General features: G+C 70.2%; 21 protein-coding genes. 5 read left to right on the plus strand and 16 right to left on the minus strand.

Going from position 1 to position 22,475, the window contains the following annotated elements; genetic code table 11:
• Window positions 1-229: 229 nt before the first annotated feature.
• Together DN069_RS42620 and DN069_RS42625 are read right to left on the minus strand one after the other, a co-directional pair.
• Window positions 230-559 carry a LysR substrate-binding domain-containing protein gene (locus DN069_RS42620; RefSeq protein WP_341538480.1) on the minus strand — a complete coding sequence of 110 codons (330 nt, stop codon included), beginning with the start codon at window positions 557-559 and terminating at the stop codon, window positions 230-232.
• On the minus strand, window positions 541-858 hold the full coding sequence (locus tag DN069_RS42625) for a LysR substrate-binding domain-containing protein (RefSeq protein ID WP_341538482.1): 318 nt from the start codon (window positions 856-858) through the stop codon (window positions 541-543). Before DN069_RS42625 ends, DN069_RS42620 begins: the two co-directional genes overlap by 19 nt.
• On the opposite strand from DN069_RS42625, the gene DN069_RS17770 reads away from it, so the two are divergent.
• The gene (locus DN069_RS17770; RefSeq protein ID WP_424556294.1) at window positions 820-1,029 is read left to right on the plus strand and encodes a hypothetical protein; all 210 of its coding nucleotides are present in this window, start codon (window positions 820-822) and stop codon (window positions 1,027-1,029) included. The genes DN069_RS42625 and DN069_RS17770 overlap by 39 nt on opposite strands.
• 161 nt (window positions 1,030-1,190) lie before the next feature.
• Here the strand turns inward: DN069_RS17770 and DN069_RS17775 are convergent, their stop codons facing one another.
• Together DN069_RS17775 and DN069_RS17780 are read right to left on the minus strand one after the other, a co-directional pair.
• Window positions 1,191-2,774, minus strand: coding sequence for an MDR family MFS transporter (locus DN069_RS17775; RefSeq protein ID WP_111501996.1), 1,584 nt, complete (start codon window positions 2,772-2,774; stop codon window positions 1,191-1,193).
• On the minus strand, window positions 2,764-3,243 hold the full coding sequence (locus DN069_RS17780; RefSeq protein ID WP_165845533.1) for a MarR family winged helix-turn-helix transcriptional regulator: 480 nt from the start codon (window positions 3,241-3,243) through the stop codon (window positions 2,764-2,766). The genes DN069_RS17775 and DN069_RS17780 overlap by 11 nt, the downstream gene beginning before the upstream one ends.
• Window positions 3,244-3,527: 284 nt before the next feature.
• On the opposite strand from DN069_RS17780, the gene DN069_RS17785 reads away from it, so the two are divergent.
• Window positions 3,528-4,040: a tetratricopeptide repeat protein gene (locus DN069_RS17785; protein ID WP_111502018.1), complete on the plus strand. Its 513-nt coding sequence runs from the start codon at window positions 3,528-3,530 to the stop codon at window positions 4,038-4,040.
• Window positions 4,041-4,349: 309 nt separating this feature from the next.
• Window positions 4,350-5,207 (plus strand): C45 family autoproteolytic acyltransferase/hydrolase, encoded by an 858-nt coding sequence (locus DN069_RS17790; protein ID WP_243639380.1) that lies wholly within the window; start codon window positions 4,350-4,352, stop codon window positions 5,205-5,207.
• A gap of 112 nt (window positions 5,208-5,319) precedes the next feature.
• Here the strand turns inward: DN069_RS17790 and DN069_RS17795 are convergent, their stop codons facing one another.
• Window positions 5,320-6,885, minus strand: a complete 1,566-nt coding sequence (locus DN069_RS17795; protein ID WP_165845534.1) for a DHA2 family efflux MFS transporter permease subunit — start codon at window positions 6,883-6,885, stop codon at window positions 5,320-5,322.
• Window positions 6,886-6,955: 70 nt separating this feature from the next.
• Between DN069_RS17795 and DN069_RS17800 the strand changes: the two genes are divergently transcribed.
• Entirely contained in the window at window positions 6,956-7,624 is a 669-nt protein-coding gene (locus DN069_RS17800; RefSeq protein ID WP_111502000.1) for a winged helix-turn-helix transcriptional regulator, read from the plus strand.
• 73 nt (window positions 7,625-7,697) lie between these two features.
• Here DN069_RS17800 and DN069_RS17805 read toward each other — a convergent pair whose 3' ends face one another.
• From DN069_RS17805 to araB, 11 genes are all read right to left on the minus strand, one after another.
• Window positions 7,698-8,474: an alpha-ketoglutarate-dependent dioxygenase AlkB family protein gene (locus tag DN069_RS17805; RefSeq protein WP_111502001.1), complete on the minus strand. Its 777-nt coding sequence runs from the start codon at window positions 8,472-8,474 to the stop codon at window positions 7,698-7,700.
• Window positions 8,458-9,678: a hypothetical protein gene (locus tag DN069_RS17810; protein WP_111502002.1), complete on the minus strand. Its 1,221-nt coding sequence runs from the start codon at window positions 9,676-9,678 to the stop codon at window positions 8,458-8,460. The genes DN069_RS17805 and DN069_RS17810 overlap by 17 nt, the downstream gene beginning before the upstream one ends.
• A 110-nt stretch (window positions 9,679-9,788) precedes the next feature.
• Window positions 9,789-11,273 carry an arabinofuranosidase catalytic domain-containing protein gene (locus DN069_RS17815; protein ID WP_111502003.1) on the minus strand — a complete coding sequence of 495 codons (1,485 nt, stop codon included), beginning with the start codon at window positions 11,271-11,273 and terminating at the stop codon, window positions 9,789-9,791.
• 24 nt (window positions 11,274-11,297) lie between these two features.
• Entirely contained in the window at window positions 11,298-12,404 is a 1,107-nt protein-coding gene (locus DN069_RS17820; RefSeq protein WP_111502004.1) for an aldose epimerase family protein, read from the minus strand.
• A gap of 44 nt (window positions 12,405-12,448) precedes the next feature.
• Complete coding sequence (locus DN069_RS17825) at window positions 12,449-13,456, minus strand: ABC transporter permease (protein WP_111502005.1); 1,008 nt, start codon at window positions 13,454-13,456, stop codon at window positions 12,449-12,451.
• Window positions 13,453-14,964: a sugar ABC transporter ATP-binding protein gene (locus DN069_RS17830; protein ID WP_111502006.1), complete on the minus strand. Its 1,512-nt coding sequence runs from the start codon at window positions 14,962-14,964 to the stop codon at window positions 13,453-13,455. Before DN069_RS17830 ends, DN069_RS17825 begins: the two co-directional genes overlap by 4 nt.
• A 4-nt stretch (window positions 14,965-14,968) precedes the next feature.
• A complete protein-coding gene (locus DN069_RS17835; protein WP_111502007.1) occupies window positions 14,969-16,129 on the minus strand; it encodes a substrate-binding domain-containing protein in 1,161 nt (386 codons plus the stop codon).
• A gap of 184 nt (window positions 16,130-16,313) precedes the next feature.
• The gene (locus tag DN069_RS17840) at window positions 16,314-17,366 is read right to left on the minus strand and encodes a LacI family DNA-binding transcriptional regulator (protein WP_243639382.1); all 1,053 of its coding nucleotides are present in this window, start codon (window positions 17,364-17,366) and stop codon (window positions 16,314-16,316) included.
• Between the two features lie 193 nt (window positions 17,367-17,559).
• Window positions 17,560-19,074: an L-arabinose isomerase gene (gene araA / locus DN069_RS17845; RefSeq protein WP_111502008.1), complete on the minus strand. Its 1,515-nt coding sequence runs from the start codon at window positions 19,072-19,074 to the stop codon at window positions 17,560-17,562.
• Complete coding sequence (locus tag DN069_RS17850) at window positions 19,071-19,766, minus strand: L-ribulose-5-phosphate 4-epimerase (protein WP_111502009.1); 696 nt, start codon at window positions 19,764-19,766, stop codon at window positions 19,071-19,073. Before DN069_RS17850 ends, araA begins: the two co-directional genes overlap by 4 nt.
• Window positions 19,763-21,592: a ribulokinase gene (gene araB, locus DN069_RS17855; RefSeq protein ID WP_111502010.1), complete on the minus strand. Its 1,830-nt coding sequence runs from the start codon at window positions 21,590-21,592 to the stop codon at window positions 19,763-19,765. The genes DN069_RS17850 and araB overlap by 4 nt, the downstream gene beginning before the upstream one ends.
• Before the next feature lie 319 nt (window positions 21,593-21,911).
• Between araB and DN069_RS17860 the strand changes: the two genes are divergently transcribed.
• The gene (locus tag DN069_RS17860) at window positions 21,912-22,451 is read left to right on the plus strand and encodes a hypothetical protein (protein ID WP_133259956.1); all 540 of its coding nucleotides are present in this window, start codon (window positions 21,912-21,914) and stop codon (window positions 22,449-22,451) included.
• Window positions 22,452-22,475 lie beyond the last annotated feature (24 nt).

Consider the following 22,475-nt stretch of genomic DNA (forward strand, 5'->3'; position numbering starts at 1 on the left):
CGTCGCGACGAGTCCTGCGGTGTCCGGCACATCGCCGTCGGCGGTGCGACTCTCGCCGCCGAAGCGGCCGCGTTGGGTCTGGTCGACGAAGACCGGGCCAGGGGCTACCCGGTGCTGGTCGGCGGCGACATTCCGTCTTTCCGCTACCGCGTGGCCCGTCAGCCGACCGGTCCGCGGAACCCACAGCCGGCTGCGGGCGGTGCGGGGCGGGTCGCCGCCGCAGCGCGCATCAGGCGGTCGAGGCAATCGCTCGGGTGACGGCCGTGATCGCCGGGGTTGGGCGGCCGGGGAGTCGCGCCACGAGAACCCGGCGGATCTCGGGAGGTGCGCCTTCGACGCGCAACAGGCTCACCTCAGGCGGCAGCACCGGCGACAGCTGGGCGGGCACCGTCGTCACCCCGAAGCCACCGGCCACCAGTTGAAGCTTGGTCAGCCAGTCCCGCGCGCTGTGGACCACGTACGGCCGTCCGAGCAGGCCGGGCCAGACGCCGAGCAGTGGCTCGGCGTTCGATGACGGGCTGGCGATCCACGGAGCGTCGATCAGTTCGTCGATGTGCACCGCGGCGCGGCCGGCGAACTTTCCGGTCGAAGGCGCGCGACGACCAGTTCGACGTCCGCGACGGTCTCGACATGAAGGCGGGGCGACTCGCTGTCCAAAAGCCGGTGGGGCGGGCGGGACGTCAGCACGGCGAGGTCGATCGACCCCGCGCGCAGCGCCCGGATCAGAGTGGGCATGGTGCCCGCGGTGGTCGTGACGGTGATCCGCGGGTCGGTTGCCGCGAGGCGGGCCAGGCAGGGAGGCAGCCCTACCCATGGATCATGCGCAACTCGATCACCGTACGCGGCCAGTGGATGTATCCACGTACGGCGAACGTCGGCATCATCCGGCTCCTGGCCTCGGGGGCACTGGACCTCGCCCCCGAGCGGGTCCGCTCCTTCGGCCTCAGTTCCGTCAACGACGCCGTCACGTACGCCGCCTCACATGGTGGCCCCTTCGACCGCACTGCCCTCACCCCACTGGCTCGCTGACAAGACCGCCCGATCTCCGGTGTCAACGCGGGGTGTCGTAGGCGAGGGGCAGGGCTGTGACCGTGCGGCCGTTGTCCCGACGGGCTTGGGCAAGGTCGGTGATGGCCGACGGCGGCCAACCCTCGACTCCTCCTGCCGCCGCGGCGGTGGCGCCGCCGCTGTTACGGGGTTTTGGTCTCCGAAGTGACGTAGGCGTGCTTGCGTAGCGGAAGCTCCTTGAGGAACCAGCTCAGCACGAAGGCGGTGAGCCCGAAGGGGATCGCGACCAGGAAGACGACGTGCAGGGACTGGTCGAAGGCCAGGATGAACCCGTGGCGCACAGGTGCGGGCAGGGTGTTCAGTTGGGCCGGGCTGGCGGTGATCGCGCTTCCGTGGATCTGCTGGACGGCGGCCTGCGGCAGGTACTTTGGCAGATTGGCGGTCAGCTGCCGGTTGAATACCGCGCCGAGCACGGACACGCCGAAGGAGCCGCCGATGGTGCGGAAGAACGTGGTCGAGGAGGTGGCGGTGCCCAATTGCTCGTGGGGAACGGCGTTCTGTACTGCGACGACGAGGACCTGCATGACCAGTCCGATCCCGAAGCCCACGACGAACATGTAGGCCGAGGAGACGGCCAGGCCTGTGGTCGGGGTCATCAGGGAGAGCAGGTAGATCCCGAGCGTCAGGACGGCGGTGCCAATGATGGGGAAGATTTTGTAGCGCCCGGTCGCGGTCACCATTCGGCCGCTGGTGACGAACGTGATCAGCATGCCGAGGATCAGCGGGAGCAGTTGCAGGCCCGAACTGGTCGGGCTGGCCGCGTGCACGGTCTGCAGATAGAGCGGGATGTAGATGATGACGCCGAACATCGTCGCCCCGATGAGGAACCCCATCGCGTTGGCGACGGCGAAAACCGGCGTTCGGAAGAGCCCGAGCGGCAGCACGGGTTCGGCCGCGCGGCGCTCGACGACGACGAAGAGTGCGCCCAGCGCGACCGCCGAGCAGCCGAGCGTGAGAATGGGCGCGGAAGTCCAGCCGTAGATGGTGCCGCCCCAGGTGGTGAGCAGAATGACGGCGGTGGCCGCGGCACCGATCAGCGCGGCGCCCGCGTAGTCGATCCGGTGTCTGGTTCGGGTCCGCGGCAGCCGCAGTACCGCGGCGATGACGAAGATGGCCAGTGCGCCCACCGGAAGGTTGATGTAGAAGACCCAGCGCCAGCTCAGGTGCTCGGTGAAGAACCCGCCCGCCAACGGTCCGATGACCGAAGAGGCGCCGAAGACCGCGCCGAAGTACCCCATGTACCGGCCGCGCTCGCGGGGGCTAACCACTTCCCCGATGATCGCCTGGGCTCCGACGATCAGTCCGCCCGCACCGGCTCCCTGGATGGCACGGAACGAGATCAACTCGGTCATGTTCTGCGACAGCCCGGACAGCGCCGAACCGGTCAGGAAGATCACTATCGCGGCCTGGAACAGCTCCTTGCGCCCGAACAGGTCTCCGAGTTTGCCCCAGAGCGGGGTCGTGATCGTCGAGGTGAGCAGGTAGGCGGTCACGACCCAAGCCAGGTGGTTCAGGCCGTGCAGGTCCCCGGCGATCGTCGGCAGAGCCGTGGCCACGATGGTCTGGTCGAGAGCGGCCAGGAACATCCCCATCATCAGCGCGGAAAGGATGATCAGGATCCTGCGGTGCTCCTCGCCGGGGGCGGCCGGGGACCGAGCCTCGGTCCGTCCGGACGCGTCGGCGTGGTCGGTCGTGTCACCGGACATGGTGATCCTCCAGATGCCGGGTCACGCCGTCGGCGAACCCGCGCAGCATGCCGGCGAAGACCGCCATTTCGTCGGGCGACCAGTCGGCCAGCACCTCGGTGAGCCAGTCGTGGCGCGCGCCGAGGACCGCGTCGATCGCGGCCCGGCCGGATTCCGTCAGGCGGAGTCGGACGGCCCGGTGATCCACGTCGTCCGCACCCCGGCCCAGCAGACCCGAGCGCTCCAGCTGACGGGCCTTGCGGCTGACCGTCGGCGCATCGACGCGCAGCCGCTCTGCCAGATCGCAGACCCGCAGGCCGACCTGCTCCGTGTCGTCCCGGTAGAGCACGTACAGCAATGCCACGCCGGCACGGTCAAGATCCGCTCGGGCCCGGTCGATCAGGAACTCGTGCAGACGCTCCTGCTTGAGCACGAGCATGACCGCCTGAAGCGCCGATTCAAGCCGTTCGATCGGCTCATCACGCAGCATCTCCGGAGGGACCGAGGATCCGGCACCCCGCCTCTGTGCCATACCTCCACGCTAATAACGTGCTTGCGGCAAGTAAACGGTCCATCCACACCCGTGTGATCCTTGCCGGGGCGTCCTGCGGCCAAGCCGTCACGACCGGACGCACCTCGTGGCGCAGCGTCCCCGGCTCCGACTGCCCCGACCGAATCCAGCAGACGGGTGTCACTGCCGGCAGACAGCCTCCCGGAGCCTCGCTGCGATACGGTGAGTCGATCTTCAGGCTTGTACCCATGGGGGAGCAGCAAATGGCGACCGACTTGACGCCCGAGATGGCCGAGGCGATCCAGCGTGGCTACGACCAGCGCGACCGAGCGAACATGGCACCGACGATCGCGTACTTCCAGGCGCTGCTTGCGGACCACCCTGACCACCCGGTCCTCGTATACGAGGTGGGCGGCGCCTACGACACCGCGGGTCAGGAGGAGACCGCCCGTGGCTACTACGAGCGTGCGCTCGCCCTTGGTCTTGACGGTGATGTCCTGCGCCGATGCCTGTGCCAGTACGCCAGCACCCTCAAGTGGCTGGGCAAGCTCGACGAGTCGCTGGCCGTGCTCGACCGCGCCCGCGAGGAGTTCCCGGACTCCGACTCTGTCCGCGTCTTCCGCGCTCTGACGCTCAATGACGCCCAGCGGGCGGACGAGGCGGTAGCCGAGTTGCTCACCGTCGTCACCGGGCACGCCGAGGTCACCGACCTCGGGCGGTGGGCGGTCGGGCTGCGAGGCCTCGCCCAGTGGCTCGCCAACGGGCGGCCCGAATAGGAAGGTGAGCCCTCACCTGGACGCTCGCCGGCGCGGCTCTCAAGCGGGAGTCGCGGCTGGGCCGATGCCGGCCAGGGCGATCATCGGCAGCGGGGCGAGTCGTTCTCCCAGGGCCTCCCCTCACGGGGTGCTTGACCCTCACACAGTGGCAGGGCATGCCCTGGTGGCAGACGCCGAGGAGAGGACCCTGCCATGCTGATCAAGGACGTCGCCTTCGCCGCCGTGGATGTCGGGGCAGGGACAGACGACCGCTGGGCCGGCCTGGTGCGGGATGGATGGCCGCACGCTGCCACGTGGATCACCCCGTGCATGCGAACGTGGCAAGGCGAGCACGCGGCGCGGGAGGTGTTCGCCGCCCACATGCCCGAGCTGGTGCCGGCCTTGGACCGGCTCTCCGCCGTGGCGCCGGAACCGGGCGCGATCGCCCTGCTCACTCAGGTCGGCCTGCGACCGTGGTTCAGCTCCTGCACTCAGGCGGTCGTGGACGGCGTACTCCTGCGCAACTACGACCTCGATCCGGCCCGGTGCGACCGTACGATCGTCCGCTCCGACTTCCTGCGCCCCGTCATCGGGATGGGCGAGGTGCAATGGGGCCTGCTCGACGGCATGAACGACGCCGGGCTGGCAGTCTCGCTGACTTTCGGCGGCAGGTTCGTGCACGGCGCGGGTTTCGCCGCCCCGATCGTCCTGCGGTACTTGCTGGAGACGTGCGACAAGGTCCCGCAGGCCGTGGCGGCGCTGCGCCGGCTGCCGATCGCCACCGCCCAGAACATCACCCTTATGGACGGCGACCAGGCCCTGACCGTCCACGTCGGCCCGGACATGACGGCGACCACGGCTCAGGAGCCGTTCGCCGCCAACCACCAGCTCGACCCGGTTCCGCAGGGCCAGGAGGCGTTCACTCGCACCCATGAGCGGCTCGCCGCCGTGCGCGCGGCGGCCGGGGCCACTGAGGACCGTCCCAGCTCGGTGCTGCGGGCGCTGCTGCAACCGCCTCTCTACCAGGCGCGTTACTCGGAGGGCCTTGGCACCGTCTACACCGCCGCCTACCGACCCGCGGAGGGCCTGGCGACCTACCACTGGCCCGATACGGCCTGGGAGCAGTCGTTCGGCGCGTTCGAGCCGGGCACTCGCAGCGTCAACATCGGTTTGCCAGTTCACTGCTGAGGCTGCCTGCGGACATGTCCGGGCCGGTCGCGCCGGTGACCAGGAACAGCCTGGCGTCGTGGCCCATACCATGCCTCTCGATCTGCGGTGCGGAGGTGGGGGTGGGGATGGTTCAGTTGGTGGTGGCAGCCATCTCGACGCGGTGGTGCTCGGGCGCCGGGTGCTGCGGCGGCTGGGCCGGGAGGAACGCGGCGGCGAGTAGGGCGCCTGCGACGGCGACGCACGCGGCCACGACGCAGCCGATGCTCAGCCCGTGGTCGAAGGCGGTGATCGCGGCCTGGCGGACGGCGCCGCCGAGGGCTCCCTGGCCGTGGGCGGCGAGCTGGCCGGAAACGGCGAACGCCGCGCCGACGGACTGGTGGGTGGTCTCGGTCAGCTGGTGTGGCAGGGCGGTCGGCAGAGCGCTGTTCAGGCGAGTGCCGTACACGGAGGCGTAGACGCTGCCGATGATCGCGACGCCGAGGGTGCCGCCGAGCAGGCGGGTTGAGTCGTTCACGGCGGACCCGACGCCCGCCTGGTCGGCGGCGACGGCGCCCATGATGGACTCCGTCGCGGGCGCGGAGGTCAGGCCCATCCCCAGGCCGTAGATGACCATCTGGATGGCGATGACCCCGTAGCTCAGCGTTGGGGAGATGTCGGATGCCACCCAGAAGTAGAAGCCGGCCTGCAGGGCCAGCCCGGCCGTGACGATGGCCTTGGTGCCGACCTTGACCGCGAGCCTGGTTCCCAGCGTCGATCCGACGGCGACGGCGAACGCGACGGGGAGCAGGTGCACGCCCGCGGACAGCGGGCTGTAGTTGCGGACGAACTGGAAGAACTGCGTGATCAGGAAGATGAACCCGAGGAGTGTGAAGAACGCGATGGTGACGGCGGCGCTCGCGGCGCTGAACCGCATGTCCTTGAACAGGCGCACATCCAGCATCGGCTCGGCGGAGCGGCGCTCGCCGAGGATGAACGCGGCCAGCAGCACCACGGATCCGGCGAAGCCGGCCAGCGACGCGGCCGATGCCCAACCGCGGTCCGGGGCCTCGATGATGGTGTAGACGAGCAGGCCCATGAAGGCGCCGGACAGGATCAGGCCCAGGTAGTCCAGGCGGTGCGCGGCTGGGTTGCGGGAGGCGGGCACGAACGCGGCCACCAGTGCAATGACCGCGAGCGAGGCGGGGCCGAGGATGTAGAAGATGCTCGACCAGCTGTAGTGCTCCAGCAGGAAGCCGCCCACGATCGGCCCCAGCGCGATCGCGACGCCGGCCGTCGCGCCCCACAGGCCGATCGACACTGCCCGCTCCTTGCGGTTGGTGAACACTCCGGTCAGCAGGGCGAGGGTGGGTGGGAACGTCATGGCGGCGCCCAGGCCCATCACGGCGCGGGCCGCGATGAGCTGTCCGGGGCCGCCGGCGTAGCCGCCGACGAAGCTGGCCGCGCCGAAGACCGCCAGGCCGGCGATCAGCATGCCCTTGCGGCCGAACCGGTCCGACAGGCTGCCCGCGGTCAGCAGCAGTGCCGCGAACACGAGGTTGTAGGCGTCGACGACCCATTGCAGCTGCGAGGTGGAGGTACCCAGCTCGCGGGTGAGCGTCGGCAGGGCCACGTTGACCAGGGTGGTGTCGAGGTTGATCAGGAAGGAAGCCAGCAGCAGCGCCGTGAGCACCAGTGGCTTCGAAGGTGTTCGAGTCATGGTTCAAATATAGACACAGCTGGTTTATTTTTTCTACCACTCGCTTTACATGGTGCAGTACGCTGGGTGCATGCGGAGCTATGGCCAGTACTGCTCGATCGCCCGAGCGCTCGACGTCGTGGGGGACCGCTGGACGCTGCTGATCGTCCGGGAACTCCTCCTGCAGGGACCCTGCCGGTTCACCGACCTGCGCAACGGGCTGCCGGGCATTGCGGCGAACCTCCTGTCGACCCGCCTGAAGGAACTCGAGGCCGCCGGGCTGATCACCCGCGAGGACGCACCGCCGCCGATCGCGACCGTCCTCTACCAGCTGAGCGAGAGCGGCCGGGAGCTGGAGCCGGTTCTGAAAGCACTCGGACTGTGGGGCCTGAGGTGCATGACCGAGGAACGCGAGGGCGACGCGTTCCAGGCACGCTGGCTCGCCTACGCCCCGGAGTGGTTCACCACCGACGCCGACCCGGACGCCGGGCCCGCGGTCATCCAACTGAGCGCGGCCGACGAGCTGGCCTTCATTCGACTGCGAGACGGTCAGGTCCACACCCAGGTCGGACGCGTCGCGGATCCGGACCTCACACTGGAAGGCCCGCCCCGTACCGTCCTCGGTCTTCTCAGCGGTCTCCTCGACCTCGAAGCCGCCGGCCGACTCGGCCTGACCGCCACCGGCCGACTCGACCTGCTCACCCGCCTACGCCCAGTTTCGCAAGACCACGCGCGCGCCCAGGACCCGGCACGCCGCTGAGCTGCGACACCCGACACTCGCGTGGCGTGTGTCGGGTGACAACCATCGCGACCAGTCACACAGGGTTCCAACGTCACACACCGTCAGGCGGCATCAGATCGCTGTCGCTAATGGTGTAGCTCAGCGGCGGGTAGACGAAGTCCGTCTCGCTGTTCTCGCGGCGCCGTAGACGATAGAACTCCTGCCGCTGCTCGTCGTCGGCCGACGTGAGGCGCGCACCCTGTGGGAGGTGGGCCTGTCCGTCGCGAAAGCGAACGAGGGTCTTCGACGTCCGGAACGTCACCCCTAGCCATTGGTTGTCCGCCGCCCCGCCGGGCGCGTCCAATACGATCTTGTGCCGGAGGCGTCGGTTCGACTCGACAGAGAACGTGACGACGGTGTCGTGGGCCAGCGGGACGTCGAACGTCTCGCCTTCCGCCCCCTTCGACTCGACGATCAGCTTCCTCGGCGGACCGACTTCGGGGTGCTGGTAGCAGGAGAAGACCGCGATGAACGACTCGTCGGCCAGATCGAGGGCCTGGTCGGAGTGGCTGCCCATGGTGGTGTAGGCATTCGTGTAGCTCTCGATGAGAGCGTTGTTGAAGCCGACCGGGATCCCCGCACACTCCTGGATCCGTTGCGCCAGCCGCTCGTGCACGCCACGGAAGCGCTGCGCCGGACTGCCGTAGCGCGTGGTCGTCCGCACGAGGGGCACCCCGCCCGCCTCGTCGACCTTGGTGAGCGTGGCGCCGAGTCGGCCTTTTCCGACGACCTCCCAACGGACCGACGCGGACAGCTCCGCAAAGAGGCTCTCCTCGGTCGGCAGAGCGCACGAGAGGATCTCGTCCGAGATCCTAGAGTCGGGGCGCACTGTAGTCCCCCGAGTTCATGCTGAAGACAAACTCGTCGCCGTAGTCGATGACGGACGAAGTCTTGTTCTCCTCGGCGTACAGCCTGCGCAGCCTGTCCATACCGGCCTGCGTGGGCGGCTCCAGCTCCACCAGGTCTCCGTCGGCCTTGAGATACGTGCGACCGCCCTTGTGCACGGCCTCAGCGCTCGAACAGCGCACCACGTATCCCAGGCGGGTCGGGAGCAGTTCGGCGTCCAGCATGGAGGGCCGGATCTCGTGGCTGTACAGGCGGTTGGTGGACAGCGGCATGAAGAAGACGGAACCGGGGTGAAGTGTCACGGTGAACTGCCCCGGGAGTGCGGCCCCGTCGCGTCCTGTTGCCGACTCCTTGAGGCGGAAGTGGAGTCGGGTCAGCCCGCTGACACCGTTCCGGCCGTAGTCGAAGGAGTCTTCGGCCAGTGGCTGCAGCTTGTCGAGCCCCTCGTAGAACGTGCAGAAGGCCATGATGCCGTTGACGGGCATGTCCTTGGTCTTGTCGGCATGGGCTGAGATCCTGGCCTTGGACTGCTTGCGCTCAGCCGTGGCAACGGTGTTGTGGTAGATCTGGGCGAGGACGTGGTTCAGCGGCGCCTGGTCCCGGAAGACGGCGTCGGCCTCGCGGTTCAGCGCCTCGACGATCTGGGTATCGGCCTCGCGGAAACTCTCGGTCGGCCCTGAGAGATTCGTGGAACACCGCAGCAGGCGGAAATGCAGTTCGTCCCCGTTGCGCGTGACGGGTGTCAGATAGATGCCGCTGCGGTGGGCCGTTCCGGGCTTGGTCGACTCCGTCAGGGACTGGAAGGCGTGCTCCGCCCGGATCCGTCCGAAGTGATCGGCGTCGAGCCCGAAGAATCGGCGGTAGTACACGCCGACGCCGTGCACCTGGAGGGGAACCCGGCCGGCACCGACGACGGTCCAGGAATCCTCACCGTCCTCCCGGTAGCCGTGCGACAGCTCCCGGACGACGAATGCTCGTTCAGCTCCCTGCAGCTGACGATGACTCAACTCTGACAGGTCGCCACACAGGTAGACGGTCTTGTGCGCGAGATCGAGCGCACCGGAGGCGAGAGCCTCCGGGTCAACGATGGACCCGAAGAAGTCGCTGATCAGGTCGTCGTCCTGCAGCGCCGAAGGCGCTACCAGGACGTTGCTCGCATCCTCGATGCGGGCTTCCGGCGGGGTCATGTGGGCGAGCTTACCGGCGGAGGCCGGCTCCCACTCCCGTGGCTGGGCCTTGGGCGTCCGCTCCGGCGAGCGGACGCCCAAGGTGTCCAACACCGGTCAGGGAGGACCGGTCAGGGAGCGATGTCCCACTGCTGGCAGGTGTTGTCGAGCTGGGCCCACTGCCGGACCACCGTGCCGTTGGCCGTCCCGCAGTTGGTGACGTCCAGGGCCATGCCCGTGTTGACGTTGGTGATGGTGTAGTGGCTCCCGGCTGCGGAGACGTCCCACTGCTGGCAGGTGTTGCCCAGCGACGCCCACAACTGCACGGCGGTGCCGTTGCTGATGCCGCAGTTCTTGTCGTCCAGCACGGTGCCGCTGTTGGTGTTGGTGATGGTGTAGTGGCCGTTGCCCGCGCTGGTGAACTTCCACTGCTGGCAGGTGTTGCCGAGCGACGCCCACAGCTGCACCGCGGTGCCGTTGGCCGTCCCGCAGTTCTGGGCGTCGAGGACCTTGCCGCTGTTGGTGTTGGTGAGCCGGTAGGCGGTGCCGGTGGCCGGGAAGGTCTGGGAGGGCTGGCTGTAGCCGACGGAGACGATCTCCGACTGGACGGCGTTGTCGGCGGCGTCGGTCGGGTAGCCGGCGGTGAGGACGCCTTCGAAGAAGGAGCCGTCCGACCAGTTGCTGTCGTCACCACCGGTGCCCAGGACGATGGCGCCTTCCTGGTGCATCGGGGCGTAGCCGGATGTCGTGGGCAGGGCGCCGGCGTAGGCGGTGGTGAGGGAGCCGGACTGGGCGTTGCCGTCCTTGATGGCGTACGTGGTGGTGCCGTTGTTCTTCAGCATGGCCGTCACGAAGGTGCTGGAGTTGCCCGTGTTGCCGGTGTCGGAGCCGTTGCCGCCGGCGAACAGGCCGTTCTCCAGGTCGGCCTGGACCCAGGGGCCGGAGCCGGAGCAGGGCGAGAACCAGCACTCGGTGCCGAAGTTGATGGCGTCCATGTGGCCGTTGCCGGTGTCCGTGCTGCTGGTCTCGGCGTTGCCGTAGTCGAAGCAGCAGTTGCCGTCCACGTGGTGGCCGGCGGTGACCATGTAGGCGCCCTGCGCGGCGCTGCCGGTGGGGACGCCGGAGGTGGCGTTGTCGCGGTAGCCGACGCCGGCCTGCACGGAGACGCCGTAGACGGCGTGCCCGCCCACGGTGAGCGGGAGCGCGTTGGCGATGGCGCCGACGTCCTGGCCGCCGTTTCCGCCGGCGCCCTCGATGGTGAGGGTGTTGCCCTTGCCGCTCTGGTCGTAGATCTTCGTGATGCCGCACAGCGTGCCCGAGCAGAAGGTGTCCTGGGCCGACGCGTTGGCGTAGCCGCCGGCGCTGAGCGTGCGGATGTCGGTCGTTGCCGAGTCGGAAGCGCGCTGCACCTGGTAGAGCACGCCGTTGTAGGCGGAGTACAGCGCACGGGTGGTGCTGTGCGCGGCGACGCACGGCGTGCCCGCCGCGGCGTAGATGTCGCAGGGGAGGGAGGTGGCGGCCTGGGCGGTCGCGGCCGTACCGGCCAGGCCGCCGAGGAGCAACACGGTGGTGGCGGCCACGCACCACAGGGTCTTCCTCAGTCTGCGAAGGCGCATGCGGAGATTCAACGGACCTACTCTCTACGGGTGGGGGTGGGAGAGCTGAGACGTGAACCGGTAGACGGTGGTGGAGCGGTAGAACTCGCCGGGGTGGAGCACGGTGGTGGGGAAGTCCGGCCGGTTCGGTGAGTCGGGGAAGTGCTGGGTCTCCAGCGCGACGCCGGCGAAGGGCGGGTAGGGCCGCCCGCTGGGTCCGGTGACGCTGCCGTCGAACAGGTTGCCCGGGTAGATCTGCAGGCCGGGCTCGGTGGTGAGGCATTCCAGGCGCCGGCCCGAGGCCGGGTGCCAGAGCGTGGCGGCGAGCGCGAGTCCCTCGGCGCGGCTGCTCCCGCCGGCGTTCGCCGGCCGCCGCAGCACCCAGTTGTGGTCGTAGCCCCCGGCGCGGGCCAACTGCGGGTCCGTGGCCACGATGTGCGCTCCGAGCGTCCGCGGGGACGTGAAGTCGAAGGGCGTCCCGGCCACGGGTGCCGCCGGACCTGGGAGCGGGATGAGCTCTCGGTCCACCGGCGTGTAGTGGTCGGCCTCGATTCGCAGCAGATGGTCGAGGACGTCGCCGTTGCCCTCCCCGGCGAGGTTGAAGTAGGCGTGGTTGGTCAGGTTGACGACGGTCGGGGCGTCGGTGACGGCCCGGTAGTCGATGCTCAACGCGCCGTCGGCGTCGAGCGTGTAGGTGGCGGTGACGTCGAGGTTTCCGGGGAACCCCTGGTCGCCGTGCGGGCTGTGGAGGTGGAAGGCGACCCCGACCCGGTCGTCGTCCTGGATGGGCCGGGCCTGCCAGAGGCGGTTGTCGAAGCCGTCGGGGCCGCCGTGGAGCGTGTGCCGGCCGCGCTCGTTGCGGGGCAGTCGGTGGACCACCGCGCCGACGGGCAGCCGGCCGTCCCGGACGCGGTTGGCGCAGCGGCCTACGGTCGCACCGAAGTACCGGGCCTCCCCCACAAGTTGACGGATGTCGATGGCGCAGAGCACCACGTTCGCCCGTCGGCCCTCGCGGTCCGGGACGTGCAGCGCGCTCAGGGTGGCGCCCAGGGTGAGCATCTGGGCGGTCACACCTTCCGGGGAGCCGAACGTCCAGCGTTCCACGGACCTGCCGTCGGGCAACTGGGCGTAGGGCTCGCCGAGGACGTGCACCAGGGCTCCTTCGTTCCGGTGGAGGCGGGGTCGGGGACGGGGGCTCAGGAGCGTTTCGCCACGTGCCTGGCGCGCAACCGGTCCGCGGTGATGGCCAGGCCGAGCACCCCGCCGAGCACGATGTTGGTGTAGTCGGAGTTGATCTGAAGGGTGGTCAGACCGTTGTTGATCAGCTCCAGCAGGACCGTGCCGGCGACGATGCCGAGGATGCGTCCCTGGCCGCCGGTCAGGCTGACGCCCCCGATGACGGCCGCCGCGATCGCGGACAGCTCCCAGCCGACCCCGACGCCGCTGGCGGATCCGACGCCCATACGGCCCAGGACCAGCATCCCGGCGAACGCCGAGAGCAGGGACGAGGTGACGTACATGGAGACGATGCGGCGGTCACCGCGGATGCCCGCGAGCCGGGCGGCTTCCGGGTTGCCGCCGACCGCGTAGACCTGGCGGCCGGCGTAGGTGCGTTCCAGGAAGAACCAGACGACCACCGCGACCACGACGAACAGCAGCAGCGGCACGGGGATCTGGGCCAGGTAGGTCTGGCCGACGTTGCCGAAGAAGGGCGAGATGCCGACAATCGAGGTGCCGGAGGTGATGGCGAGGGTGACGCCCTGGGCGACGGTGTAGGTGACCAGGGTGACGACGAACGGCGGCATCTTCAGCCGGGTCACCGCCAGGCCGTGGATCAGGCCGACGAGACCGGCTATCGCGAGCGTGAGCAGGATGGCGACGCCCGCCGGCAGCCCGGCGTTGACGTTGAACCAGGACATCAGGATGACGCTGGTCCCCAGCAGGGCGCCCACCGACAGGTCGATGCCCCCGGTGAGGATCACCAGCGACTCGCCGATGGCGATCAGGCCGTACTGGGCCAGGTCGAAGCCCATGCCCTGCAGGTTGACTGCGCTGGCGAAGGTGTCCCGGGCCAGGGCGAGCGCGAGGAAGACGGCGGCGCAGGCGACGACGACGCCGACCTCGGGGGTGTCGACCAGCGCGCGCAGCCGGTTCCGTGCGGGCGCCCCGGCGCCCTCACGGGCGGGAGCGGTCTGGGTGGTCATGCGGGTGCCTCCGTGCTCGCTGTCAGCGGCTGCGTGCCCGCAGCGGCTGTCATGATCCGTTCCTTGCTGAACTGCTCACGCCGCAGGTCGGCGACGATCCGCCCGTGGGCCATGACGACGATCCGGTGGCAGATCCACAGCAGCTCCTCCAGCTCGGAGGAGGCCGCGAGGACGGCCAGGCCGTTCTGGGCCGCGGTGTCGATGAGCTGGTAGATCTCCGCCTTCGCGCCGACGTCGACGCCGCGGGTGGGCTCGTCGAGCAGCAGCAGGTCCGGCCGGGCGTGCAGCCAGCGGCCGAAGACGACCTTCTGCTGGTTGCCGCCGGACAGGGAGCCGATCGGCTGCTCCTGCGAGTGCAGCCGCACGCCGAGGTCCTTGACGATCTTCGCCGAGCGCTCCCGGTCGCCGCCGGGGGTGAGCACGCCGCGCCAGGAGTCCCGCCGGAGCGTGGCCAGGGTCGCGTTCCAGCGGACCGGGTGCTGCAGGAGCAGCGACTGCTCCTTGCGGTCCTCCGGCACCAGGCCGATGCCGGCGGCGACCGCGTCGGCGGGGTGGCGCGGGTGGAACGGCCTGCCGCCCAGCTCGACCTCGCCGCCGGTGCGCGGCTGCGCGCCCATGATGGTGTGGAGCAGCCGGCTGCGGCCGGAGCCCATCAGCCCGGCGACGCCGACGATCTCCCCGGCACGCAGCTCCAGGTCCACCGGGCCGAGGCCCTCGGCGGTGAGCCCGGACGCCTTGAGGACCGTGCGGGCCTCCACCGACGCGGGGGGCGCGATGTCACCGCGGGCCAGCTCGCTGCCGACCATCTCGCGGATCATGCGCTCCTCGGAGGCCTCCTCGGGACTGAGGTCGGCCACCAGCCGGCCGCTGCGCAGGACGACGACGCGGTCGGCGATGTCGCGGACCTCGTCGAGGCGGTGCCCGATGAACAGGACCGCTCCCCCGGCGGCGGTGTGCCGGCGGGCGAGGTCGAGGACCTTCTCGGCCTCCACCGGGCCCAGCGAGGAGGTGGGTTCGTCGAGGATCAGGACCAGCGGCTTGTTGCCCCAGGCCTTCGCGATCTCGATCATCTGACGCAGCGGCACCGGGAGCTGCTCGACGGGGCGGTCGACGTCGACGCCGTCCACGCCGACGTCCGCGAGCAGGTCGCGTGCCTCCTGGCGGGTGCCCGCCCGGTCGAAGAGCGCGCGGCGCAGGGCGCCGGCGTTCGCGGTGGCGCGGGTGTGGCGGCCCAGCAGCAGGTTCTCCGCGACGCTGAGCCGTCCCACGAGCGGGAACTCCTGCGCCACCATGCTGACGCCGAGGCTCTTGGCGTGGTCGGCGCGGCCCGGTTGGAGGGGCCGGCCGGCGATCAGGATCTCCCCGACCACACAGGTGATCTGACCACGCTTCAGCTCGAGCTCGGGGATGTCCAGCACGGTGACCGGGCCGTAGCTCTTCTTCACCGCGCGCAGCACGGCGGCGGCCTCGGCCTGGCCGGCGCGAGCGGGTTGAGCGTTGGTGGTCACCTGGTCACCCCGTGATGCCGAGCTGGGTCTGCTTGGCCTGGTAGTCCGAGAGGTTCGCCTGGGTGACCACGCCGACGCCGGAGCTGAGCGTGGATCCGTCGGACTCCAGGTAGGGCTTGACCAGGTTCAGCGTCGCGTCCTTGCCGAGCACCTTGAGGGCGGCGAGCAGGTAGGCGCCGGTGTAGCCCTGCTGGTAGGGCTCCTGCACGACGGTGGCCTGGATGACGCCCTGCTGGATGAACTTCAGCGTCTGCGCGTCGGAGTCGTCGGAGATGACCTTGACCTGGCCGGTCTTGCCCGCGGACTGGACGGCCTGGGCGGCGGAGGGGCCGTCGTAGGAGTAGACGCCGTACAGGCCGGTGACGTTGGGGTCGGTCTGGATCGCGGTCTCGGCGTTGGACAGCGCCTTGGAGGCGTCCATGTTGTCGCTGAGCTTGTTGACGACCTTGATGCCGGTGCCCTTGAGCGCGTCCTCGAAGCCCTGGATGCGCTGCACGGCGTTGGACGCGGTCAGCGAGCCGACCAGGACGACGACCTCGCCCTTGCCGCCGAGGGCGGCCTTCATGGCCTCGCCGGCCTTCTGGCCCGCCTCGTAGTTCGGCGTGCCGAGGTAGAGCGCGGCGCCGTCGTCGGCGGGCAGCGGCGAGTCGATCGCCAGCACGGGGATGCCGGCCGAGTTCGCCGACTGGATGGGCGCCTTGATGGCGGTCGGGTCGATGGCCGAGACCGAGAAGCCGGAGATGCTCTGGCCGCGCAGCGTCTGGATCATGGAGAGCTGCTGGTCCAGCCGCCCGTTGGCCGGGGCCTGGAAGGTGCCCTTGACGCCGAGGTCGGACAGGCCCTTGTTGAAGCCGACCTTGCCGGCGTTCCAGTAGTCGACGGCCACGTTGACGACCATCGCCAGGTCCAGCTTGCTCACGTCCTTGCCCTGCAGGGCCGACTTGAGCGCGGCGTCCAGCTTGGCCAGGTTGGTGTCGTTGAAGGTGATGTCCCCCTGGATCACCGGGGCCGCGGCGGCGGAGCCGGCGGACGAGCCGCTGGAGGCGGTGTCGCTGCTGCCAGCGCCCTGCTTGCTGCAGGCGGTCGCGGTCAGAGCCAGCGACGCGACGGCGGCGACGGCCGCCAGACGGACGACTCTCGAGCCGCGGGTGGTGCGAGCCCTCATGGTGGTTCCTCTCGATCCTTGCCAATGGGTGGGTTTGGGGTGCAAAGAGGTGCGGTGAACGGGCGCGTCGTGATGTGGACACGACGTGTTATCGCTAACAATCAAGGGGTGAACGGTGTGGAACGCTGTGGGGCGGACTCCGGGACGAGCGCGGTCGGCCGACGGCGGACGGGGTGGCGCCCCGTCAGGAGCGGGGCCGCCCACTGCTGGCCCGCAGGACCAGCTCCGGGGCGACGATCGCCGCCCGATGGCCGGCGCCGGACGCCTCGCGGCCACCGGGCGCCGCCGGAGCCTCGACGCGCTGGAGCAGCAGCTCCAACCCGCGACGCCCCAGCTGCGCGAAGTCCTGCCGCACAGTGGTCAGCGGCGGAGTCAGGTAGGCGGCCTCGGGGATGTCGTCGAAGCCGACCACGCTGACCTCCTCCGGAACCCGCCGGCCGGCCTCGTGCAGCGCCCGCAGGACGCCGAGCGCCATGTGGTCGTTCGCACAGAACACCGCGGTGACCGACTCGTCCCGGGCCAGGCGCTGCCCGGCCTCGTAGCCGGACCGCGCCGACCAGTCCCCGCGCAGGCTCGGGACGACCTCGCGGCCCTGGTCCGTGAGGACCCCGCGCCAACCCGCCTCGCGGGCGTTCGCGTCGAGCCAGTCCGCCGGGCCCGACACGTGGTGCACGGTCCGGTGGCCGAGGTCGAGCAGGTAGCGGACCGCGGCCTCCGCGCCCGCCTGGTTGTCGACCCCGGCGCCGGACAGCGCGCCCGGATCGGTCGGGCCGACGGCCACCATCGGGACGGTGCCCACGTGCTGGGCCAGGGCGGCGACGGTGGACGCCTTGGAGGCGATGACCGCGATCCCCTCGACGGCCTGGTCCCGCAGCCGGTCCACCGCCTCGCGCACGGAGCGGACGTCCTGGTAGCGCAGGCTGGCGATGCTGATGAAGTAGCCGGCGCTGCGTGCGGCCTGCTCGATGCTGTAGAGCATCTGCGAGGGCCCGTACAGGGTGCTGTCGAAGCTGATCACCCCGAGGGTCTGCGACCGGCGGGTCACCAGGCTCCGGGCGGCGGTGTTCGGACGGTAGTCCAGCTCCCGGATCGCGGCGAGCACCTTCTCACGGGTCTCCCGGCGCACGTTCGGCCGGTCGTTGAGGACTCGGGAGACGGTCTGGTGGGAGACACCGGCCAGGCGCGCGACGTCCGCCATGACGGGCAGTGCGCCGGTGGCGGGCTTGGCAGTCGGCATGGGTGGCTCCTGGGCTCTGAGTCGTGCGGATGGAATACTGGGGGTGTGAACGTCGACGCCGGTCCGGCCCTGGACCTACCCCGGACCCCCATCCTGCTCTGTGGCACCTGATTGTTTGCGCTCACAACACAGGTCGTCAATGGGTCGGGCAGGTCACGTTTGGGTTTCCTGACCGCGTGCGGCGCCCGAGGTCTCACAACCCCTGGGCGAGGCGATGGTAAGCCGCGTTCCAGCGCAGCTCGCGCGTGAACTGGCGGACGGTGGTGCCGGCGTCGATGAGGGCCAGCTCGGTGCCGGTCATCTCCGCGAAATCGTGCAGCTCGGCCGTCCCCACCGCGCTCGAGAGCACGGTGTGGTGCGGGCCGCCGGCCGTCAGCCACGCCTCGGCCGAGGACGCCAGGTCCGGCCGCGGCGCCCAGACCGCCCGGGCGACGGGCAGCGCCGGCAGCGGGTGCGGCGGCTCCACCACGTCGATCTCGTTGGCGACCAGCCGGAACCTGTCCCCGACGTCGGCCAGACCGACGACGACGGCGGGGCCCGGGGCGGCGTCGAAGACCAGCCGGACCGGGTCCTCGCGGCCGCCGATCCCCAGCGGATGGATCTCACAGCTGGGCGCGGCCGCGGCGATGCTCGGGCAGACCTCCAGCATGTGCGCGCCGAGCACGAGTTGTCGCCCCTGCTCGAGGTTGTAGGTGTAGTCCTCCATGAACGAGGTGCCGCCGGGGCGTCCACGTCCCATCGCCTTGAGGGTGCGCAGCAGCGCCGAGGTCTTCCAGTCGCCCTCGCCGCCGAATCCGTAGCCGTCGGCCATCAGCCGCTGCACCGCCAGGCCCGGCAGCTGTCGCAGCCCGCCGAGGTCCTCGAAGTTGGTGGTGAAGGCGCCGAATCCGCCCCCGACGAGGAACGCCCGCAGCCCCGCCTCGATCCGGGCCGCATAGCGCAGCGAGTCGTGCCGCTCGCCGCCGACGGCCAGTTCCGGTGCCAGCCGGTACTCGTCCGCGTAGGTCTTGACCAGGTCGGTGACCTCGCCCTCGGAGACCGCGTCCACAGCCTCGACCAGGTCGTTGACACCGTAGGTGTTGACCGAGACCCCGAAGCGCAGCTGGGCCTCGACCTTGTCGCCCTCGGTGACGGCGACGTCGCGCATGTTGTCGCCGAAGCGGGCGAGCTTCAGCGACCGCAGCTCGGCCCGGCCGGTCGCGGCCCGGGCCCAGGCCCCGATCCGCAGCGCCACGCTCGGGTCGCTCGCGTGCCCGACCACGGTCTTGCGGGGCACGCCCAGGCGGGACTGGATATAGCCGAACTCACGGTCGCCGTGGGCGGCCTGGTTCAGGTTCATGAAGTCCATGTCGATGCTGGACCAGGGGATCTCCAGATGCGCCTGGGTGTGCAGGTGCAGCAGCGGCTTGTCCAGGGCGTCGAGGCCGGAGATCCACATCTTGGCGGGCGAGAAGGTGTGCATCCAGGCGATCACCCCGACGCAGGCGTCGTCCGCGTTGGCCTCCAGCATCACCCGGCGGATGGCGGCCGCGTCGGTCAGCACCGGCTTCCAGACCACCACGGCCGACAGCTCACCGCTGTGCTCCAGGGCCTGGGCGATCGCTTGGGACTGCTCCGCGACCTGCCGCAGCGTGTCCTCTCCGTACAGGTGCTGGCTCCCGGTCAGGAACCAGATCCGGTGGGAGGGAGCGGGGGCGGATGTGGTCATGCGGTGGCTCCGTTGTGCTCGTCGGGGTGCTGTCCGTAGACGTTCTGGTAGCGGTCGTAGAGCTTGTCGATGTCGGTCTGGCCCAGGCGGGCGACCGGTCCGAGCTGGCGCGCCAGGTGCACGGTGCGGGCGACGTCCTCGCACATCACCGCGGCCTTGACGGCGGCCTTCGCGTCCTTGCCGATGGTGAAGACGCCGTGCTGGCGCATGAGCACCGCCGGCGAGCGGTGGCCCTTGAGGGTCGCGACGATGCCCTCGCCGATCGAGTGGTCGCCGATACGGGCGAAGGGCCCGACCGGGATGTCGTCGCCGAACTCGTCGCCCATCGCGGTGATGGCACACGGGATCGGCTCTCCGACGGCGGCCCAGGCGGTCGCGTAGGGCGAGTGCGTGTGCACCACTCCCCCGACCTCGGGCAGGTGCCGGTACACGTAGGCGTGGGCGGACGTGTCCGAGGAGGGGCTGCGGGTGCCGTCGACGACGTTGCCGTCGAGATCGGTCACGATCATCGAGTCGGGGGTCAGGTCCTCGTAGGAGACGCCGCTCGGCTTGATGACCATCAGGTCGGCGCCCGGGACCCGGGCGGACACGTTGCCGCTGGTCCAGGCGACCAGACCCCAGCGGATCAGCTCCGCGTGGAGTGAGCAGAGCTCTTCCTTCAGGATGTCGAGATGTGGGGAGGCCAGGGTCATGCGGGGACACCGTCCAGGTCGGCGCGGGAGGCGGGGAGGTCGGTCGTGGCGGGTGTGGCAGAGGTGGCAGGTGTACTGGGGTCGGCGTTGGCCGCCCGAGCGTTGGCCGTCCGAGCGTCGGCCGCCTGGGCGGTGCGAGCCTGGGCGCGCAGGGCGCGCAGGCGGTGCATCACGTTCGAGCCGCCGGCCAGGCGGTCACGCCCGAAGTGGTCGTGCAGCTCGCGGTACTCGGCGTAGAGCAGGTCGTAGTCCCGGGCCCGCTCGGGGTCGGGGAGGTAGACGTCGCGGCGGATCCGCCCCATGGCCGCGGAGGCCGAGTGGATGTCCGGGTAGGCCCCGGCGGCAACGGCCGCGTGGATCGCGGAGCCGAGCGCGCCGCCCTGCTCGGAGCCGATGACGTTGACCGGGCGTCGCAGCACGTCGGCGTAGATCTGCATGAGGAACGCGTTCTTGGGCAGGCCGCCGGCGACGGTGAAGTCGGTGACCGGGACGCCCGAGCGCTCGAAGGCGTCGACGATCACGCGCGTGCCGAACGCCGTCGCCTCCAGCAGGGCGCGGTAGACGTCCTCGGGGCTGGTGTCGAGCGTCAGCCCGACGATCAGGCCGGAGAGGTGGTGGTCCACCAAGGTGGAACGGTTGCCCGAGTGCCAGTCCAGCGCGATCAGCCCGTGTGCGCCGACCGGCTGGGCCTGGGCCTTCTCCGTCAGCAGTTCGTGGGCGCCGATGCCGCGCTCGTGCGCCTCGCGGGCGTACCCCTCGGGGAGGGCGGTGCGGACCGCCCAGGCGAAGATGTCGCCGACACCCGACTGACCGGCCTCGTAGCCCCACAGGCCCGGCACCACGCCGTCCCTGACCGCACCGCACATGCCGGGCACGTCGGCCAGACGGTCGGAGTTCATGATGTGGCAGGTGCTGGTGCCCATGATCGCGAGCAGGTGACCCGGCTCCAGGGCCCGGGCGGCGGCGTTGGTGACGTGGGCGTCGACGTTCCCCACGCTGACCGGAATGCCCTCAATCAATCCGGTCCAGGCCGCCGCCCGGGGGCTCAGCCCCCCTGCCTTCCCGCCCAGCGGGGACAGAGGGAAGTCGATCTTCTCGGTGAAGTCGGCGAACCCAGGGTTCAGGGCCGCCAGGAAGTCACGGCCCGGGTAGCCGCTGCCGGGGAGCAGGTCGGGCTGGTGGATGCCCTTGTACCCGGCGGTGCACTGGTTGCGGCTCTCGACGCCCGTGAGCTCCCAGACGATCCAGTCGGCCGCCTCGATCCAGCGCTCCGCGGCGGCGTACAACTCCGGGTCCTCCTCCAGCAGTTGCAGCGCCTTCGCGTACTGCCACTCGCTGGAGATCCGCCCGCCGTAGCGGGCGAGCCACGCTTCGCCGCGCTGCTCCGCGAGCGCGTTGATCCGGTCCGCCTGGTCCTGGGCGGCGTGGTGCTTCCACAGCTTCGGGTAGGCGTGGGGCCGGTCCGCGTACTGCGGCAGCTCGCACAGCGGGGCGCCGGCGGCGGTGGCGGGGAGCACGGTGCACGCGGTGAAGTCCGTGCCCAGCGCGATCACCTGGTCCGCACTCACACCAGCTGCCGCCAGGGCGGCGGGCACGGCTTTACGCAGCACGTCACGCCAGTCCTGCGGGACCTGCAGCGCCCAGTCGGGCGGCAGCAGCCGTCCGTCGGCCGGCAGGCTACGGTCCACCACGCCGTGGCGGTACTCGTGGACCGCGTCGCCGAGCTCCTCCCCGTCCCTGACCCGCACGACCACGGCACGGCCGGACAACGTCCCGAAGTCGATCCCGATGGCGACGGCCTCGTCGACCGGTATGTGCTCTGGCACCCGTGCTCCTGGGTCTGCTGGCGGCCTGGGCGGCCTGGTTGGTTCTCGCCTTTGTTAGCGCTAACAATCTGTGCAGTCGAGCGACACTGACCACGGGCCAGATCACCTTCCCAGCAGCAGTTGCTGGGGCGGCGAGGCTCAGTGGAGAGGGTCGAGATGAGTGTGAGCGCTAACACAAGTGCCGTCAACCTCTCCGGACGGATTAACTCCCCAGGCCGACGCACCCATCGTCCTGGCTGCCTCCCCGAGCGAGCGGAACCCCCGGCGTCCGGGCCACGTCACACCGGAGAAGGAGGCTGCAATGAGAGGCAAGAGCCGGGTGATCGCGACACTGCTCATCGCCACCGTGGCACCGCTGGCCGCCTGCGGCGGCGGGAGCGGCCATCGCACCGCTGCGCCGCGGAGCACCGTGACGATGGACACGAGCTGGGCCGAGTCATATCACGCCCTCAGTCCGCTGAAGGCCCACTCCGAACTGGCCGTCGAGGGGACGATCACTGGCGTGCAGTCGACGGCCACCACCGACGACGGGATCCCCTTCACCGACTTCGCTTTCACCGTCAGTACCATCCTGTTCGACCCCGGGCATCGGGGCTCTGTCGGCAGGACGATCACCCTCCACCAGACCGGCGGCACCGTGAACGGCCGGCAGTGGCAGGCCGCTGACGACGCGGCGTTCCGTGTCGGAGAGCAGCTCGTGCTGTTTCTGCGCGAGCCCCGGCCGGGCTTGTTCATGGTGGTCGGGGGCCCAACAGGACGGTTCGAGATCAGCAACGGAACGCTCACGCCTGCGGCGAACGACGGCGTGCGGTTCGCGGGCAGCGCCCGGGCATTTGCTGCCGCGGTCAGCAAGGCGTAGGAGCAGCGTCTCTAATCAGCTTAG

Origin of the sequence: Streptacidiphilus pinicola (assembly GCF_003258295.1) — a bacterium.
Lineage (GTDB): Bacteria > Actinomycetota > Actinomycetes > Streptomycetales > Streptomycetaceae > Streptacidiphilus > Streptacidiphilus pinicola.

Bases quoted from the DNA above. Each gene is read 5' to 3' on its own strand.
- DN069_RS17770 (WP_424556294.1), top strand. From the start codon at position 820: ATGCGCAACTCGATCACCGTACGCGGCCAGTGGATGTATCCACGTACG.
- DN069_RS17775 (WP_111501996.1), bottom strand. From the start codon at position 2,774: ATGTCCGGTGACACGACCGACCACGCCGACGCGTCCGGACGGACCGAG.
- DN069_RS17780 (WP_165845533.1), bottom strand. From the start codon at position 3,243: ATGCTGCGTGATGAGCCGATCGAACGGCTTGAATCGGCGCTTCAGGCG.
- DN069_RS17785 (WP_111502018.1), top strand. From the start codon at position 3,528: ATGGCGACCGACTTGACGCCCGAGATGGCCGAGGCGATCCAGCGTGGC.
- DN069_RS17790 (WP_243639380.1), top strand. From the start codon at position 4,350: ATGCGAACGTGGCAAGGCGAGCACGCGGCGCGGGAGGTGTTCGCCGCC.
- DN069_RS17795 (WP_165845534.1), bottom strand. From the start codon at position 6,885: ATGACTCGAACACCTTCGAAGCCACTGGTGCTCACGGCGCTGCTGCTG.
- DN069_RS17800 (WP_111502000.1), top strand. From the start codon at position 6,956: ATGCGGAGCTATGGCCAGTACTGCTCGATCGCCCGAGCGCTCGACGTC.
- DN069_RS17810 (WP_111502002.1), bottom strand. From the start codon at position 9,678: ATGACCCCGCCGGAAGCCCGCATCGAGGATGCGAGCAACGTCCTGGTA.
- DN069_RS17815 (WP_111502003.1), bottom strand. From the start codon at position 11,273: ATGCGCCTTCGCAGACTGAGGAAGACCCTGTGGTGCGTGGCCGCCACC.
- DN069_RS17825 (WP_111502005.1), bottom strand. From the start codon at position 13,456: ATGACCACCCAGACCGCTCCCGCCCGTGAGGGCGCCGGGGCGCCCGCA.
- DN069_RS17835 (WP_111502007.1), bottom strand. From the start codon at position 16,129: ATGAGGGCTCGCACCACCCGCGGCTCGAGAGTCGTCCGTCTGGCGGCC.
- DN069_RS17840 (WP_243639382.1), bottom strand. From the start codon at position 17,366: ATGCCGACTGCCAAGCCCGCCACCGGCGCACTGCCCGTCATGGCGGAC.
- araA (WP_111502008.1), bottom strand. From the start codon at position 19,074: ATGACCACATCCGCCCCCGCTCCCTCCCACCGGATCTGGTTCCTGACC.
- DN069_RS17850 (WP_111502009.1), bottom strand. From the start codon at position 19,766: ATGACCCTGGCCTCCCCACATCTCGACATCCTGAAGGAAGAGCTCTGC.